Source organism: Treponema putidum (assembly GCF_000755145.1).
GTDB classification, from domain to species: Bacteria; Spirochaetota; Spirochaetia; order Treponematales; family Treponemataceae; genus Treponema_B; species Treponema_B putidum.
In genome coordinates, this window is sequence record NZ_CP009228.1 from 2537753 (window position 1) to 2552612 (window position 14860).

The window sequence follows — 14860 nt, forward strand, 5'->3', positions numbered from 1 at the left end:
CCTTAAAAAAGGGATTAATAAGCCGGATTCTGTTTCTGTAAAACAGACGGAACCATCTTTCTTAAGCCTGCTTTACAACAGACTTTTATTGCGGTTAACCCGTAAATTAAGAATCGGAGATTCTTTACTGCTTAACCTTGCTCCCGATGAGGTTTACATTGCCGTTTCCGTTACCTAAAACGCGGTGAGCTCTTACCTCGCCCTTTCACCCTTACCTAAAAATGCGGCGGTTTACTTTCTGTTGCACTATCTGTAGACGAAAACTTTTATTTCCGCCCCCCGGCCGTTAGCCGGCATCGTTTCCGAAGGAGTCCGGACTTTCCTCTGCAAACGCAGCGGTTCCCTTAATCCCAAAATTATTTAATCCTCGTCTTTACCGTTTTCAAAGCTCGAAAGGAATTCCTCATTTGACGAATCATCAATATCAAGCAATCCTTCCATATCGGAATCATTAAAATATGCATCCTGCTCAGTCGTTAATTCGGATTCTTCATAGAATAAAATACGGCTGCAGTAGGGGCAAAATTTTATATCATTACCCGCTCTGACTTCATTTACAAATTGAGCAGGAAGAATCATATGACAGCCCATACAAACATTTCCTTGAATGGAAACTATACCTACTCCCTGTTTATTTTTAATAATTCTATCAAATTTAAACATAGTCTCATCGCTTAAACCCGGGGACAGTCTTTTTTCTTCACGCTTTAATTCTTCAACTTTATTTTGTTTTTCAGTGACTTCAGAATCTAAAAGCTGTTTGTGCTCTTTAAGCTCATTTTCGGTTTGCTCGATAAGTTCTTCTTCCTGTTTAATATTTGTATCTAAAATTTTAAATTGGCTTTCAAGCCTTTGAAGTTCTTTTCTTATAGTTTCCGTTTTTGCAGTAGAATCATCGATTTCCTTTTGCAAGATTTCATATTCACGCTGAGTTTCAATATTATCCATTGCTTTTTCAGCCTTTTCTCTTTTTTGTTCAGCTTCAAAAAGATCGGCCTTTAAAACGGCAATACCTTTACGCAGCTCTTCATACTCGCTGTTCTTTTCAATATATCCGAACTTTAGTTTTTCCAAAAGCTCCTCTTGAGTAGTAAGAGCTTTAGGCGCATCCAAGATTTCGGTTTCAAGTTCATTTTTTCGAGCAAGAATATCCTGTAAAGCTCTCAATTTTTCCAATACATCATTATCCATAAATCACACCCCTTTAATTATCAAGATAAACGATTATCAATGATTATCAATTATCAAGATAGTCTTTTAATTTTCTGCTGCGTTTGGGATGGCGTAGACGCCTTAGTCCCTTTGCTTCTATTTGCCTTATTCTTTCGCGTGTTACATCAAAGTAAAGACCTACTTCTTCAAGAGTAAGAGGATAGCCGCCCTCAATACCGAAGCGCATTTTAAGAACTTCCTGTTCACGTTCCGGCAGACTTGAAAGTACCATTTCAAGCTGTTCCTGTAAAAGAGTAAGCTCTGTTCTATTTGAAGGGTTTTCAACCCCCTTATCCTCGATTAAATCTCCCAAAAGCGTATCTTCTTCTTCACCTATAGGTGTTTCAAGCGATATGGGCTCCCTTGCGACATTTTTAACCTGTTTAACCTTTTCGATTGACCAGCCGAGCTGCAACGCTATTTCATCATCATTAGGTTCGCGGCCGAGTTTTTGCATGAGCTGGCGGGATTCCCTATTTACCTTGTTTATCTGTTCAATCATATGAACAGGAACTCGGATTGTACGAGCCTGATCCGATATTGAACGCGTAATAGCCTGCCTAATCCACCAAGTAGCATATGTAGAAAATTTATACCCTTTACGGTATTCAAATTTTTCGACAGCCTTTATAAGACCTATATTTCCCTCTTGCACAAGATCAAAAAACTGTAAACCTCTGTTAATGTACTTTTTTGCAATAGAAACTACAAGGCGCAAATTTGCATTTATCAGTTTATCTTTTGCACTTTTAAGCATCCTCTGGCCGTTTTTTATTTCCGAAGTAAGCCCAATAACTTCATCGACTGTTGCCTCAAAATCGTATTCAATCTTGCGAATTTTACGGGTCAATACTTGAATTTGAGTATATATATCCTTTACCTCATTAGCGGAAATTTTAAGCTCTTTTTCAAGTTTTTCTCTTTCCCGAGGAATTGCAAGACGTTTACCAAGCTTTCTTAAATCGGCATAAGTTTTTATGCCAAGCTGTTTTTCTTTTCTTTCTTTTTTATTTTGATAGTCCCGAACTTTTTCCGTCGCTTCAATAAATCTGTCCGAAATTTTTTCAATTTCTTCCGATTCAATGTAAATACGTTTTAAATTATTGAAAATTTTTTTTCGTAAATTTTGAAGTTCAGGATTTTCCAAAAAACTTTCCAAAACTTCACGATCATAACAGTGCTTTTTTAAGGACATATATTGCTTTATTTCGGAATATATGTTCCTTAAACTATCGCCGTAAACCTGCTTGAGACGTTTTTTTTCGGCCATTTCTTCACTTAATTCTTTACGTGGTTTATTGGATTCTGCAGGATCCAGCTTTGAAAAGGCTTTTTGTCCGATTACAAAAAATTCGGGAATTAAAATACCTGAATTCTTTATAACCTTTTTTATGATAGCCTCTCCGTCTTCCATACTTTTAGAAAGAGAAACTTCCTCATCGGCAGTTAAAAGGTCTTCTTTGCCTATTTCTTGAAGATAAAGTTTAATCGGATCATCAACTCCGGCTTCATGAGAAGTTTTAATCAGCTTTTTTATCGGTTCATGCTGAGGCTTATCTTTTTCTTGATATAGAATTTCAATATCATCCGAGTAAGAAGTCTTTATATCATCAGAGTCATCTTCATACTCATCATCCAATAATTGATAGTCGTCATTCCCATTGCCTTGAAACTCGGATTCCGATTCCGAATTAGCTTCAGATATCCCTTCATTTTTTATTTGAACGCCGGCACCTTCCAAAATATCCAGAATATCCGGTATAGTTTCCGGAGACATTAAGTCTTCGGGCAGTAGATCGTCAAGATCACTCAATCCTATTGTGCGGTTTCTTTTGGCATATTCCAAAAGTTTAATAACCGCAGGATTCTTTTCGAGATCAGTCATACACCTTTCCCTTTAATTTTTTAGTTCAATGTCGATACTCTTTTTTCTTCCATAAGTTCTTTTGTCAAGTTTACGGTATCGGCACTTCCTTCTCCATGCAACAATCTCAGTTTGCCTATGATCTTGTCTTTTTGTTTTTGCAGAATATTTTGTTTTATAAAATTTATGCCGTCATTGACTACCTTCTCAGAATTGTCGGCGAATTCACCTTTAGAAATTGTTTGAGAAACAACATTCTTTAATTTTTCATCACCGCATCTGTGCATTAGATTTGCATAAGTATAGGCACCATCTCTATAACATTCTTCTAAAACAATGAACAACTGTCTGGCATAAAAATCCTCAAAATCATCAGAATCCAATTGTGAACGCAACCGGGAAAACAGATCAGGGTTTGCAGCAACTGCAAGCACCAATCGTAACTCGCCGTTCATTTTTATATCTACCGGTCTTTGTTTTACTTCGTCAACCATATGCCTTAAAGCCTTTTTTTCGCGGTTAGCGTAATCGCTGAAAATAGATTGTTGACTGACACCAAAGGCCGATGAAAGTTTAGAAATTGAAGACTCTCTTTGAATATCGGATTCCAAGACCTCAATATACGGAAACAAAAAGGCTATAGCCCGTGCCTTCCCTTCCGGACTGCTTACATCAAATTTCATGGACGCAATTTGTATAAGATAATCATCGTCTAATATAGCACATTCCAAAAGAAATTTCAAGCCTTCTTTTCCTTTTTTTTGTAGAATTTCAGAAGGGTCTTTTCCGTCTTTTATGTATAAAACGCGTACATTTACTCCCTGTCCTCGGCAAAGTTTTATAGCCTTGTATGAAGCCTCCTGACCTGCCCGATCGGAATCAAAGGAAAGATAAAATGTTTCGGCAAAGGACTTTAAGAGTTTTACCTGCTCTTCGGTAAGAGCCGTCCCTAAGGGAGCTACGGCATTCTCAATTCCGGCCTGAAAAAAGGCTAAAACGTCCATATAGCCTTCACATAAGATTACCGACTTCAATTTTCTGATTTCGGGCAAGGCATGATGAAATGCAAAAACCGTTTCTCCCTTCTTGTATTGAGGCATGTCGGAAGAATTTAAATATTTTGCTCCCTCTCCTTCCAAAATCCGTCCTCCGAATGCGATAGTTTTACCATGTCTGTCACAAATCGGAAACATAAGTCTGTCGGAAAAAAAAGCCATATTTTTATACTTTTTAGAAAAAAGACCTGTTTTGGCTAATAAGTCTTCAGAATAGTTTTTTGACAATAAAAATTTATAAAGCCAATATCTGTCTTGAGGAGCATAGCCCAGATTAAATTTTTCTATTATTTCAGGAGAAACGCTGCGGGAAAGGAGGTAATCAAGGGCTTTTCTCCCTAGATGATTTTGAGTTAGAAGAAAATGAAAACTGCCCGCTACTTTGTCATAAAGCTCTAAAATATCATCCTTAAGTTTTGAATCTTCATCAGGAACATAGGTACCGCCTTCATAGATAACCTCGATGCCTGCATTTTTTGCAAGCCTCTCTACGGCTTCCATAAAGGAAAGTTTTTCCATTTCCATCAAAAAGTTGATTATTCCCCCGCCCTTGTGGCAGCCGAAACAATAATACATCTTTTTATCGGGAACGACATTAAACGACGGAGTTTTTTCGTTATGGAAAGGACAGCAGCCCCACCAGTTTGTTCCCCGTTTTTCCAAGCGGGTATAGTTCTCGACAAGGGATACAATATCCGTCATTTCGGTTACTGCATCGATTGTTTTTGAACTTATTCTAGGCATTTATCCCTCCTTAACTTTTATAAGCAAGAGATTTTACTATAAAAAGGCTTAAAAATCAAGGACTCGAAAATTTCGAAAAATTTCCTCAAAATTTACAAACTTTCTTAAAAAATCTTACTATATAAATCATTTTTTTTATAAAATAATAGTAGAAAAGTCTATCTGCTATAGGAGAGATGTAGAAATGGAAATTTTAAGTTTTTCGTCATTTGGGTATGAAGGAGAATTGATTAAGGTTGAGGCTGATTTAAGGCGGGGATTGCCGGTTATCGACATAGTGGGGCTCCCCGGTTCTGCCGTAAAGGAAGCAAGGGATAGGATGAGGGCGGCTATCAGAAATTCAGGACTTGAATTTCCTGTAAGCAGGATATTGATAAATTTAAGCCCTGCCGACCAAAAAAAAGAAGGAAGCGGCTTTGATCTTCCTATTGCCGTCGCAGTCCTAACGGCAAAAGAAGCGGAGAAAAATTCGGAAACAATTAAAGCAAAAGCCCAAACTATCATCCTAACAGATTATCCAAAAGATAGACCAACTGGTGTTCCAACGGATGATCTGACGGATGACTCAACAGACAAAAAATCCGTTATGATTATGGGTGAGCTTGAGCTTTCAGGCAGAGTAAGACCTGTAAGGGGTCTTATAGGAGCTATTTCGGCCGCCCGTTCTCAGGGCATCAAATATTTTATAGTTCCAAAAGAAAACGAAGCCGAGGCACTCATAGAAGACGGCATCAACGTATTCGGCGTATCGGATTTAATCGAAGCTTTAGAATTTTTCTACAAAATAGAAAACGGAGAGCTCAATAAAAAAAATCATATCGAAAAAAAAGAGACCTTACACAATACAGGCACAGCGCCTCTTTTTGTATGGAGCGGTACGGAAAAACAGGAAGATTTCGATTTTGAAAAAGATTCAAAAAAAGGACTCGGCTTGGTAAGAGGCTTTGAAGATATCCGCGGGCAGGACGGCCTAATCCGTGCACTTGAAATAGCGGCGGCAGGAGGGCATAACCTGATAGCCTACGGCCCTCCAGGTTGCGGAAAAACCCTCTCTTTGAGCCGTTTTCCACTTCTCCTCCCCGACATGGATGAAAAAACCTCCATGGAAACAACCCGCATTTACAGCATCGCAGGCCTTTTACCTCAATCCATTCAAAAGGATAGGCTCTTAAAAAGGCCTCCCTTTAGAAGCCCATCCCAAAATGCAAGTATGGAGGGCATCATAGGCGGTGCCGGAAAATGTATGCCCGGTGAAGTCTCCCTCGCTCACGGGGGCGTTCTTTTTTTGGATGAAGCGGCTCAATTTAAGGCAAGCGTTTTACAAAGTTTGCGCGCCCCCTTAGAAACAGGAAGCGTAACCTTAAGCCGAGCCGGAAGAAGCAGCACCTTCCCTGCCCGCTTTCAACTCCTCCTTGCAATTAACCCATGCCCTTGCGGAAACTTTGGAAGCTCAGGAAAGATCTGTACCTGTCTCCCATACGAAATCGAAAAATATTGGAAAAAACTCACAGCTCCCCTCTTGGACAGAATAGATATAAGAGTTCCGGTTATGCCGCCCAAGCCTGAAAATATTTTAGCGGAAGCAAAATATTCTACCGAAACGATGAGACAAAAAATAAAAAATGCAAGGCTCATTCAATGGGAAAGATTAACATTCGTAAACAGGGAGAAAAAAGTGCAAAACATAATTTATGAAAACGCAAAGCTCTCACCGCAAGAAACGGCTGAAGTTTGCAAAATGAGCTGTGAAGCGGAAAGATTTTTTTCTGCAATTGTAGAAGCAAAAAAACTTTCAGGCAGGGGAAGCCATGCCCTCTTAAAAATATCCCGCACAATTGCCGACATCGAATCGAACCAAAATATCTCATTAGCCCATATCGAAGAAGCGGCAGCCTTAAGACAGTGGATAAAGTATCTTCCGGATTTTTTATAACCGGTTTTGACAAACCGGTTTTATTGCTGGGATTTTTTTACATTTTAAAAATAATCGATAAATAATTTATAGAGCAGACATTTAGAAGTAGATTAAGAGTTTGACTAGACAATAAAGAGCTTTTATATGGTAATAGCAAAAAAAGTATTGACAAAAAGCGGTCTAGGTGTTAGATTAAAAATAAGGGGGTATTTTATGAATATACATAAACTTATTGAAGTTGTAAATTATATGCTCAAAAAATATGAGTGTCGGCTCAATTATACAAAGCTTCTTAAAATGCTCTACCTTGCAGATCGTCAATCATACAATGATACAGGCTCTTCTATTACGGGCGATACCTACACAGCCCTAAAAGCAGGTCCTATATTATCAAATACATATAATCTTATCCGTAATAAAGGCAAGCAAAACGATCAGAGCCTATGGAATAGCCGCTTTTTAAAAGACGGGTACGACCTTGTGGCTCTAACAGATAAGATACCCTGTAATACACTATCCGACTACGAAAAAGAAGTTTTAGATGGTATCGACTCTAAATTTCATAATTACACATTTACAGATCTTATCGAATATACTCATGCAAACTGTCCCGAATGGAAATCCCCTAAAGATTCCGCCATTCCGATAAGTATTGAATCTATTCTGCAAGCCCTAGGCAAAAGCCCCGATGAGATATCTTTTCTTATTGAAGAGGAACTATCTTTTGCTCAAGAAGAAGCTGCCCTTGCCCAACTATCGGAATTAAATGCCTAAAAAAACAGCCTTTTTAAGAAAGCCTGAAAAATCTAAATCCGGCGAAGAATTTCGCCATTTGCGTATTGTAGTCTCCGATTCCGATAAAAATAATGAGCAAATAGTGGTATCCGTTACTTCTTTAAAATTTGATAATCAAGATACAAGCTGTATAATACATCCAGGTGAGCATCCTTTTATAAAGCATAAATCTATCGTAGATTTTAAACGTACAAAAATTATGTCCACAATAGATATTATAAACGGTATCAATAAAGGCTGGCTAATAAAAAAAGAAGATATATCCGATACACTTTTAACAAGAATACAAAATGCCTTAAAGCAATCTAAATTTATATCTGCCGAGATTAAATATCTTTTTCCGTATCTGTAACAATCCAAGCAATAAAGCAGATTTTTTGAAGTACTTATTATAAGCTTGTCAATACTTTTTTCACACCTTGCAGGAAACCGCTTAACTGTGATATAATTATAAAGTCATAAACGGAGGTTTTCTGTATGGATAAAAATGAAATATTAAATAGAGCAAAAAAATATGTTTTCGAAGAAAAGGAAGTAAAATTCGCAGAAGAGGTTAAGGCTTTAATCGAAAAAAACGATGAAAAAGAATTGTATGACCGATTTTATAGGGACTTGGAATTCGGAACGGCAGGTTTAAGGGGAATTATAGGGGGCGGCACAAACCGCATGAATCCTTTAGTAATAAAAAATGCAACCCAAGGACTTGCGGATTATCTGATTGAAGCAAAGCCTGAGAAGGCCAAGGCCGGCTCTTTAAGTGCCGTAATTGCCTATGATTCAAGACGCTTTTCGGATGTTTTTGCAAAAACGGCTGCTCTGATTTTTGCGGCAAACAATATCCGCTGTTACCTTTTTTCGAGCCTCAGGCCTACGCCGGAACTTTCTTATGCCATAAGGGAACTCGGCTGCGATACGGGAATTGTAGTAACAGCCTCGCACAACCCTCCGGAATACAACGGCTACAAGGCCTACTGGTCGGACGGAGCCCAGATTACCCCGCCCCATGATTCCGGCATCATTAAAAAGGTAGGCGAGGTTTCTTCAATCAAAATGATGAGCGAAGAAGAAGCTCTTAAAAATGGAAAGCTCGTAATAATCGATAAAGAAATCGATGAAAAATACTGGGCTATGCTTAAAAAGAAAATCAGCCGTCAAGAAATTATTAAAAATATGGCTTCCAAGGTAAAGATAGTTTACACTCCCCTTCACGGAACGGGAGCTATGCATGTCGAAAAGGTTCTGGGAGAAATGGGCTTTAATGTTATAAGCGTTCCCGAACAGCGTGAACCTGACGGAAATTTCCCGACGGTAAGCTATCCCAATCCCGAAGACCCGAAAGCCTTAAAGATGGCCATGGATTTGGCTATAAAGGAAGGAGCCGATATTTTGATGGCCACCGATCCCGATGCCGACCGCTTTGCCTGTGCGGTAAAAAACGATGCAGGCGAAATGCAGCTTATAAGCGGCAACCAGATGGGAGCCCTCTTTGCGGATTATATCTGTCTTACATTAAAAGAACAAAATAAGCTGCCTCAAAATGCCGCAATAGTACGCTCGATAGTAACCTCTCCCTTAAGCGATTTGATTGCTGCCTCTTACAATGTGCAAAGCGAAGAATGTCTTACCGGCTTTAAGTGGATATGCAGTGCTGCCGAAAGGATGGTAAGCACGGGCTCCCACACCTATCTTTACGGTTATGAAGAAAGCTTCGGCTACAACTTCGGAATCGAGGTAAGAGATAAGGACGGTATTGCCTCTTCTGCAATTTGTGCAGAGATGACCCTCTATTGGAGGAGCAAGGGAAAGAGCCTCTTAGACAGGCTGAATGAAATCTTTTCTAAATTTGCCTTCTACGGAGAAAAGACCATCAACATGGTATACCCGGGAGCAGAAGGCTTAAAGATTATGCAGGATATGATGCTCAGGGTGAGAGAAAGAAATTTAAGTGAAATTGCCGGTGTGAAGGTAAAAACCATCAGGGATATTCAAGAAAGCGCGGAATATTCTCCATTAGCGCCGGCAAAAAAAACTACAGTTACTCTGCCTAAAAGCAATGTTCTTCAATACTATCTGGAAGACGGCTCCATAATCTGCATAAGACCCAGCGGCACCGAACCTAAGATAAAGATCTACATAATCCATTCCGAAAAAATTGTTTCATCGGTTGAAGAAGCAAAAAAACAATCGGATAAAAAGATTGCCGAATTTGAAAAAGAATTTAACAGGGTACTAAACACATAATGAGCTCTTACGATTGGATTAGTGCCGTCTATGATAAGGCGGTTTTTACGGCCTTCGATACCGAAACAACGGGAACGGAGGCCAAGGCAGAAAGGGTTGTTGAAATCGGCTGCGTAAAATTCGACATTCGCGGAGTTATCGCCCGTTACAATGTTTTGATAGACCCCGAAAAACCCATGCCTCCCGAGGCGGGCAAGGTAAATCAGATAACCGATGAGATGCTTGCAGGCCAGCCTAAATTTACAGAAGTTTTACCCGACTTTTTGGACTTTATCCGCAACACGGTTTTGGTAGCCCATAATGCAAGTTTTGATATAAACTTTATAAACTGCGAGCTTGAAAGATGCGGTAAAACAAAGCTTACAAACAAGGTTTTTGACACCCTAACCTTTGCACGCGAAACCCTGCCGGGCTTACAAAGCTATGCCCTGCAAAACCTTGCAATACAGTTCGGCGTTCAAGCAATAAACGCCCACCGAGCCGAGGACGATGCCAGAGTCTGTATGGAATTCTTCAAAATAGCCCTAAGCCATTTCTTTGAAAAAAACAAGGATATGCTTGACTATTATAAAAAAGATGTCGATATTTCCGAATATTTAAGCACCAAGGATCCCGAAACTGACGGCGGAAAACTCGTTCAAAATTTGTTTTAATTAAACTAAGAAGATGGTATGAGTATTTATGATTAAAAACTTTTTTCGTCTTTATTTTAAGAGTTTATCGGTTGTGTTTAAAGCCGATAAGTTTCATTCCGTTTTGCTTTTGACGGTAATTCCACTTCAAGCACTTATGCCCTCGCTTCTTATTTATTCGGCAAACAAAATCATAAATGCCGTAGCGGAAAAAAACATAAATGGGGTTATCTTCATTTTAATTGTATGGGCTGCCGCTTTTTTGTTATCAAACATTTTACAGCCCGTATATACCACTATACAGGGCTTTTTAACCGACAAACTTACACTGTATTTAAATACTTCGCTTATGAATAAATCGAGAACAATATCGGAACTTACGGTTTTTGAAGACAGCTCGTTTTATGATGACATTGATATTTTATGCCAAGAAGCAAGTTGGCGCCCCGTAAACCTACTCGTTTTCGGTGCAAGCATAATAAGCTGTATAATCACGGCAGTTTCTATGCTTGTTTTACTTGCCGATTTCAGTCCATTTATTTCACTTTTAATGTTTATCGCAATTATTCCTCAAAGCATTGTTTTTTATAAAATACAAAAAGAAGCCTTTGAAGTGTTAGTATCAAATACACCGGATTCAAGAAAGCTAAGTTATTACTTAAGTTCATTACTTTCAAAAGAGAATATAAAAGACGTACAGTTATACAGTCTCTATGATTTTTTCATCGATAAATACAAAGATACCTTTAAAAGAATAAATAAGGGAATAAAGTTAAACCGTGTTAAAAAACTTGCAGCTTCCGTTTCATTTTTAATTGTAAGTACGGCAATCAGTGTATTCGTCTTTAATACAATTATAAAAGGCACATTTTCCGGAGCTTTTTTAGTCGGAAGTATTTTAATTTTTTCGTCAAGTATCTTATATACAACGCAAAGCATTTCTCGTTTGGTAGAAGATTCAAGTTTATTGTATGACACGCTTTTATATATGCAAAAGTATTTTGATTTCATCAATTTACCGCCGAGTAGTAAAGGACAAAATAAAATAATTAATTCAAACTTTAATAAAATTATTTTTGATGATGTTTCATTTAAGTATCAATCGAATGAAAATTTTGCTTTACAAAATATTTCTTTTTCAATTACTAACGGTGAAAAAATTGCAATCGTAGGTGAAAACGGAAGCGGTAAAACCACGATGATGAAATTGCTTTGTAAATTCTATAAACCTTCTTCAGGTGCAATAAAATTTGATGAAACTTCAATTGAAGACTATGATGTTATTGAGTATAGAAAAATTATCGGTGCTGTTTTTCAAGACTATGCAAAGTTTGATTTAACGGTTCGTGAAAATACGGCTCTTTCCGATTTAAGAAAAATTACAGACGATGACGAAATTTTGCTTGCTTTAAAAAAATCCGGTTTTGATGAAACCGAAAATTTAGAACAGCTGTTAGGAACTCAATTTGAAGACGGGCGGGATTTATCGGGCGGTCAATGGCAAAAGCTTGCGATAGCCCGTGCGTTTTTCGGCAATTTTGAAATTCTTATTTTGGATGAGCCGACGGCTTCTCTTGACCCTCGCTCCGAATTTATCATTTATGAAAAATTCTTGGAGCTGACAAAGGGTAAAACCGTTTTCTTTGTTACGCACCGTTTATCGACTGTAAAAAAAGCTAATAAAGTTTTAGTTTTGCAAAACGGTAAAATTGTAGGCTTTGACAGCCACGAAAATTTAATGCAAACCAACAAGTATTATGCCGAACTTTATACTATGCAGGCAAGTGCATTTTGAAATTTTCTATAATAAAAAAAATATATAAAGATTTATAAAAAACTCGACGGGCGTATATAAAAATCCAACAAGGTTTTTATATACGCCCTAAAATCAATCGAGGCTTATAAATATTTTATCAAAACAATAAGGCTATTTTTTCTTTGCTTTTTTTACGAGCTTTTCGAATTCGCTTATCTGATCCGTAAAAATCTTTATGCCTTCTTTCCAGAAGTCAGGCGTTTCGATATTAAAGCCTGCACTCTTTGTTACCTTAACGGCATCCATCATACCGGTCTTTCTTAAAATATCCTCGTAAACGGAAGTAAACTTTTCTCCTTCCTTTTTATAGCGGTTATAAAGACCGAGAGCAAAAAGCTGTCCGAAAGCATAGGGGAAGTTATAAAAGCCCAAGTCGGCAGAATAATAATGTCCCTTAACAAGCCACATATATGGATGAAGCAATTTAGAATCAAGCCCGTTTCCATAGCTTTTCTTTTGAGCTTCAAGCATCAGACGGCAGCAGTCTTCAGCAGTAAGTTCATGCTTTCCCCTTTCTTCCATAAAGGAGCGTTCAAAATAAAAACGAGAAAGAATATCGATCAATACCTGACATCCGTCTTGAAGATGAATTTCCAATAGAGCCGTCTTTTGCTCTTCATTCATTTTTTTAATTTCGCTTTCAAACAAAATGGTTTCTGCAAAAATAGAAGCTGTCTCGGCAAGGGTCATAGGATAGCTTTGATTTATTACGGGCATATCCTTTACAACATTAAAGTGAAAGGCATGTCCCAGCTCGTGTGCTAAGGTACTTACAGAAGAAAAAGAGCCGTCAAAGTTACAAAGAACTCTGGGTTCCTTTGTTACGGGAAAATGAGTACAGTAGGCTCCGCCGACCTTGCCGTTTCGTACCTCACCGTCTATCCAGTTGGAGGCAAAGGCCTTTTTTGCAAAGTCTCCCATGTTCTTTGAAAATGAAGAAAAGTTTTCGATTACCAATGCCTTTGCTTCTTCCCAAGTATATGTCGGAAATGATTTTGAAACCGGGGCAAAAAGGTCATAAAAAGGCAAGTCCTTTTTGCCTAAAAGCATAGCCTTAGCCTTTAAATACTTTCTCCATGCAGGAAGAGAATCTTCGATGGCGGAAATTAAGGAGTCAAGAGTTTTTTGAGTTATATTTGCCTGCTTTACAGATTTTTCGATTGTGCCGCCCTTCCAGTTACGCCTTTTATTTAAGGTGATGGAAGTACCCTTTACGCCGTTCAAGGCTGCGGCAACGGGCTTTTCTATGGACTTGCAAAGCTCAAGTTCTTTTTTAAAAGCCTTTTCGCGGACAGCCTCATCCTTATCGTAGGCCATCGCTCTAAGCTGAACCAAGGTTTTTTCTTCCTTAGTTTTTTCATCCCAAATACATGAAGCTGTGGAAGTCATCGTGCTCTGTAATTTGCTCCAAGCCGAAGCACCGGAGCGGGCAAGATCGGCAGCCAAGGATTCCTCTTCTTCGCTCATCTGTTTTTTTTGCCAAAACAATGTATCTTCCAAATAAAAAGAAGCATATTTTAAATCCTTGTCGTTTTTTATCAAGGCCTTTACCTCTTTAGAAACGGAAGCCAAGATATTCGAAAAGCGCACTCCAAGGGGCGTAAACGGAACAAAGAGAGCCGATATCGAGTTAAGCTCAGATAAAGCTTCCTTGTTTTCGGTATCGGTTGTATACACGGCCGAAGCATAGGCATAAAGAGTTTCGGCTTCGGCATTAAACTCGTTTAAAATATCCAAAGCTTTTACAAGCCATTTTTTTAAGTCCTTATCCGAAAAAGCCTTTAAGTGTTTTTCAAACTTGGAAGTCAATGCAGGAATTTTCTTTTTTGATTCCGCATATTCTTTTGATTTAAAATCGGGATAAATATTTTTTAAATCCCATCTCGGTGCAGTTTTGTTTTGCATTAGTATCTCCTTATAAAATTTGTAGAAAAATTAAAGTTTAAAGAATATTGAAGCTTCTCCATAGTCTCCGTTCCTATCGGTTATGCTAAGTTCAAGTTTATTCTTACCGGAAAATTTTACCCCATCCGTTGAAATCTGTATAAGAAAGGATGTCATTTGGGCATCAGGAAATTGTTCTTCAACACGCGAAAGAGTCAATATTTCGCAAAATTCACCGTTTACAGATACGGTTAAAGATTCTTTACCTATATCGGGAACAATATTTTTTTCGTTTGCCTTAAACTTACTTAGGCTCATGGGTCTAAAGTAGACCATTAAATAGTTACCTGCTCCCTTAACTTGAAAACAGTGTAAACCGTATATCTCAATCACATCCATTTTAGGATTAATTTCCAAATCCTCATCAAGGTCTATATTTTGACTCCAGTATTCAAGATAATTTTCTTTGTACTCTTTTACAGCAATAAAAAACGGATAATACTTCGGCTCAGCAGATAAATTGAATTTTCCTTCATTATTTGTTTCATCGGAATACTCAATTTCGAATTTATTGTTAAGGAGGGCTACGAGGGCTTTTTCAAGAGGATTGTTATTCTTATCGTAGACCGTTCCGTATATTTCTTTCATAAGTCATTCTCCGATTTAGCTATAAAAGCTGACATAATTGTATAATATAAGAGA

At 38.1% G+C, this 14860-nt stretch carries 11 protein-coding genes and 1 other RNA gene; 6 read left to right on the forward strand and 6 right to left on the reverse strand.

The features are described from left to right. Positions 1–6: 6 nt before the first annotated feature. The 4 genes from rnpB to dnaG form a co-directional block, all read right to left on the reverse strand. An RNA gene (rnpB, locus tag JO40_RS12955) (RNase P RNA component class A) lies at positions 7–352 on the reverse strand. Positions 353–360: 8 nt separating this feature from the next. Continuing rightward, complete coding sequence (locus JO40_RS11690) at positions 361–1191, reverse strand: zinc ribbon domain-containing protein (protein ID WP_044979484.1); 831 nt, start codon at positions 1189–1191, stop codon at positions 361–363. 46 nt (positions 1192–1237) lie between these two features. Beyond that, entirely contained in the window at positions 1238–3097 is a 1860-nt protein-coding gene (gene rpoD, locus JO40_RS11695; RefSeq protein WP_044979485.1) for an RNA polymerase sigma factor RpoD, read from the reverse strand. A 20-nt stretch (positions 3098–3117) separates the two neighbouring features. Further along, on the reverse strand, positions 3118–4875 hold the full coding sequence (gene dnaG / locus JO40_RS11700; RefSeq protein WP_044979486.1) for a DNA primase: 1758 nt from the start codon (positions 4873–4875) through the stop codon (positions 3118–3120). A 184-nt stretch (positions 4876–5059) separates the two neighbouring features. Here dnaG and JO40_RS11705 point away from each other — a divergent pair, with 184 nt between their 5' ends. The 6 genes from JO40_RS11705 to JO40_RS11730 all read left to right on the forward strand — a co-directional run bounded on the left by JO40_RS11705 (position 5060) and on the right by JO40_RS11730 (position 12253). Then, complete coding sequence (locus JO40_RS11705; protein ID WP_044979487.1) at positions 5060–6808, forward strand: YifB family Mg chelatase-like AAA ATPase; 1749 nt, start codon at positions 5060–5062, stop codon at positions 6806–6808. A gap of 195 nt (positions 6809–7003) precedes the next feature. Further along, entirely contained in the window at positions 7004–7564 is a 561-nt protein-coding gene (locus tag JO40_RS11710; RefSeq protein WP_044979825.1) for a Panacea domain-containing protein, read from the forward strand. After that, a complete protein-coding gene (locus tag JO40_RS11715; protein WP_044979488.1) occupies positions 7557–7937 on the forward strand; it encodes a hypothetical protein in 381 nt (126 codons plus the stop codon). The genes JO40_RS11710 and JO40_RS11715 overlap by 8 nt, the downstream gene beginning before the upstream one ends. Before the next feature lie 125 nt (positions 7938–8062). After that, a complete protein-coding gene (locus JO40_RS11720; RefSeq protein ID WP_044979489.1) occupies positions 8063–9826 on the forward strand; it encodes a phospho-sugar mutase in 1764 nt (587 codons plus the stop codon). Next, complete coding sequence (locus tag JO40_RS11725) at positions 9826–10479, forward strand: 3'-5' exonuclease (protein WP_044979490.1); 654 nt, start codon at positions 9826–9828, stop codon at positions 10477–10479. The genes JO40_RS11720 and JO40_RS11725 overlap by 1 nt, the downstream gene beginning before the upstream one ends. Before the next feature lie 28 nt (positions 10480–10507). After that, the gene (locus tag JO40_RS11730) at positions 10508–12253 is read left to right on the forward strand and encodes an ABC transporter ATP-binding protein (RefSeq protein ID WP_044979491.1); all 1746 of its coding nucleotides are present in this window, start codon (positions 10508–10510) and stop codon (positions 12251–12253) included. 132 nt (positions 12254–12385) lie between these two features. Here the strand turns inward: JO40_RS11730 and JO40_RS11735 are convergent, their stop codons facing one another. Both JO40_RS11735 and JO40_RS11740 read right to left on the reverse strand, forming a co-directional pair. Beyond that, positions 12386–14179, reverse strand: coding sequence for a M3 family oligoendopeptidase (locus JO40_RS11735; protein WP_044979492.1), 1794 nt, complete (start codon positions 14177–14179; stop codon positions 12386–12388). A 30-nt stretch (positions 14180–14209) separates the two neighbouring features. Further along, a complete protein-coding gene (locus JO40_RS11740) occupies positions 14210–14806 on the reverse strand; it encodes a carboxypeptidase-like regulatory domain-containing protein (protein WP_044979493.1) in 597 nt (198 codons plus the stop codon). Positions 14807–14860: the final 54 nt, after the last annotated feature.

Coding starts and splice junctions, on each gene's coding strand:
- JO40_RS11690 (WP_044979484.1), bottom strand. CDS start 1,191: ATGGATAATGATGTATTGGAAAAATTGAGAGCTTTACAGGATATTCTT.
- rpoD (WP_044979485.1), bottom strand. CDS start 3,097: ATGACTGATCTCGAAAAGAATCCTGCGGTTATTAAACTTTTGGAATAT.
- dnaG (WP_044979486.1), bottom strand. CDS start 4,875: ATGCCTAGAATAAGTTCAAAAACAATCGATGCAGTAACCGAAATGACG.
- JO40_RS11705 (WP_044979487.1), top strand. CDS start 5,060: ATGGAAATTTTAAGTTTTTCGTCATTTGGGTATGAAGGAGAATTGATT.
- JO40_RS11710 (WP_044979825.1), top strand. CDS start 7,004: ATGAATATACATAAACTTATTGAAGTTGTAAATTATATGCTCAAAAAA.
- JO40_RS11715 (WP_044979488.1), top strand. CDS start 7,557: ATGCCTAAAAAAACAGCCTTTTTAAGAAAGCCTGAAAAATCTAAATCC.
- JO40_RS11720 (WP_044979489.1), top strand. CDS start 8,063: ATGGATAAAAATGAAATATTAAATAGAGCAAAAAAATATGTTTTCGAA.
- JO40_RS11725 (WP_044979490.1), top strand. CDS start 9,826: ATGAGCTCTTACGATTGGATTAGTGCCGTCTATGATAAGGCGGTTTTT.
- JO40_RS11730 (WP_044979491.1), top strand. CDS start 10,508: ATGATTAAAAACTTTTTTCGTCTTTATTTTAAGAGTTTATCGGTTGTG.
- JO40_RS11735 (WP_044979492.1), bottom strand. CDS start 14,179: ATGCAAAACAAAACTGCACCGAGATGGGATTTAAAAAATATTTATCCC.
- JO40_RS11740 (WP_044979493.1), bottom strand. CDS start 14,806: ATGAAAGAAATATACGGAACGGTCTACGATAAGAATAACAATCCTCTT.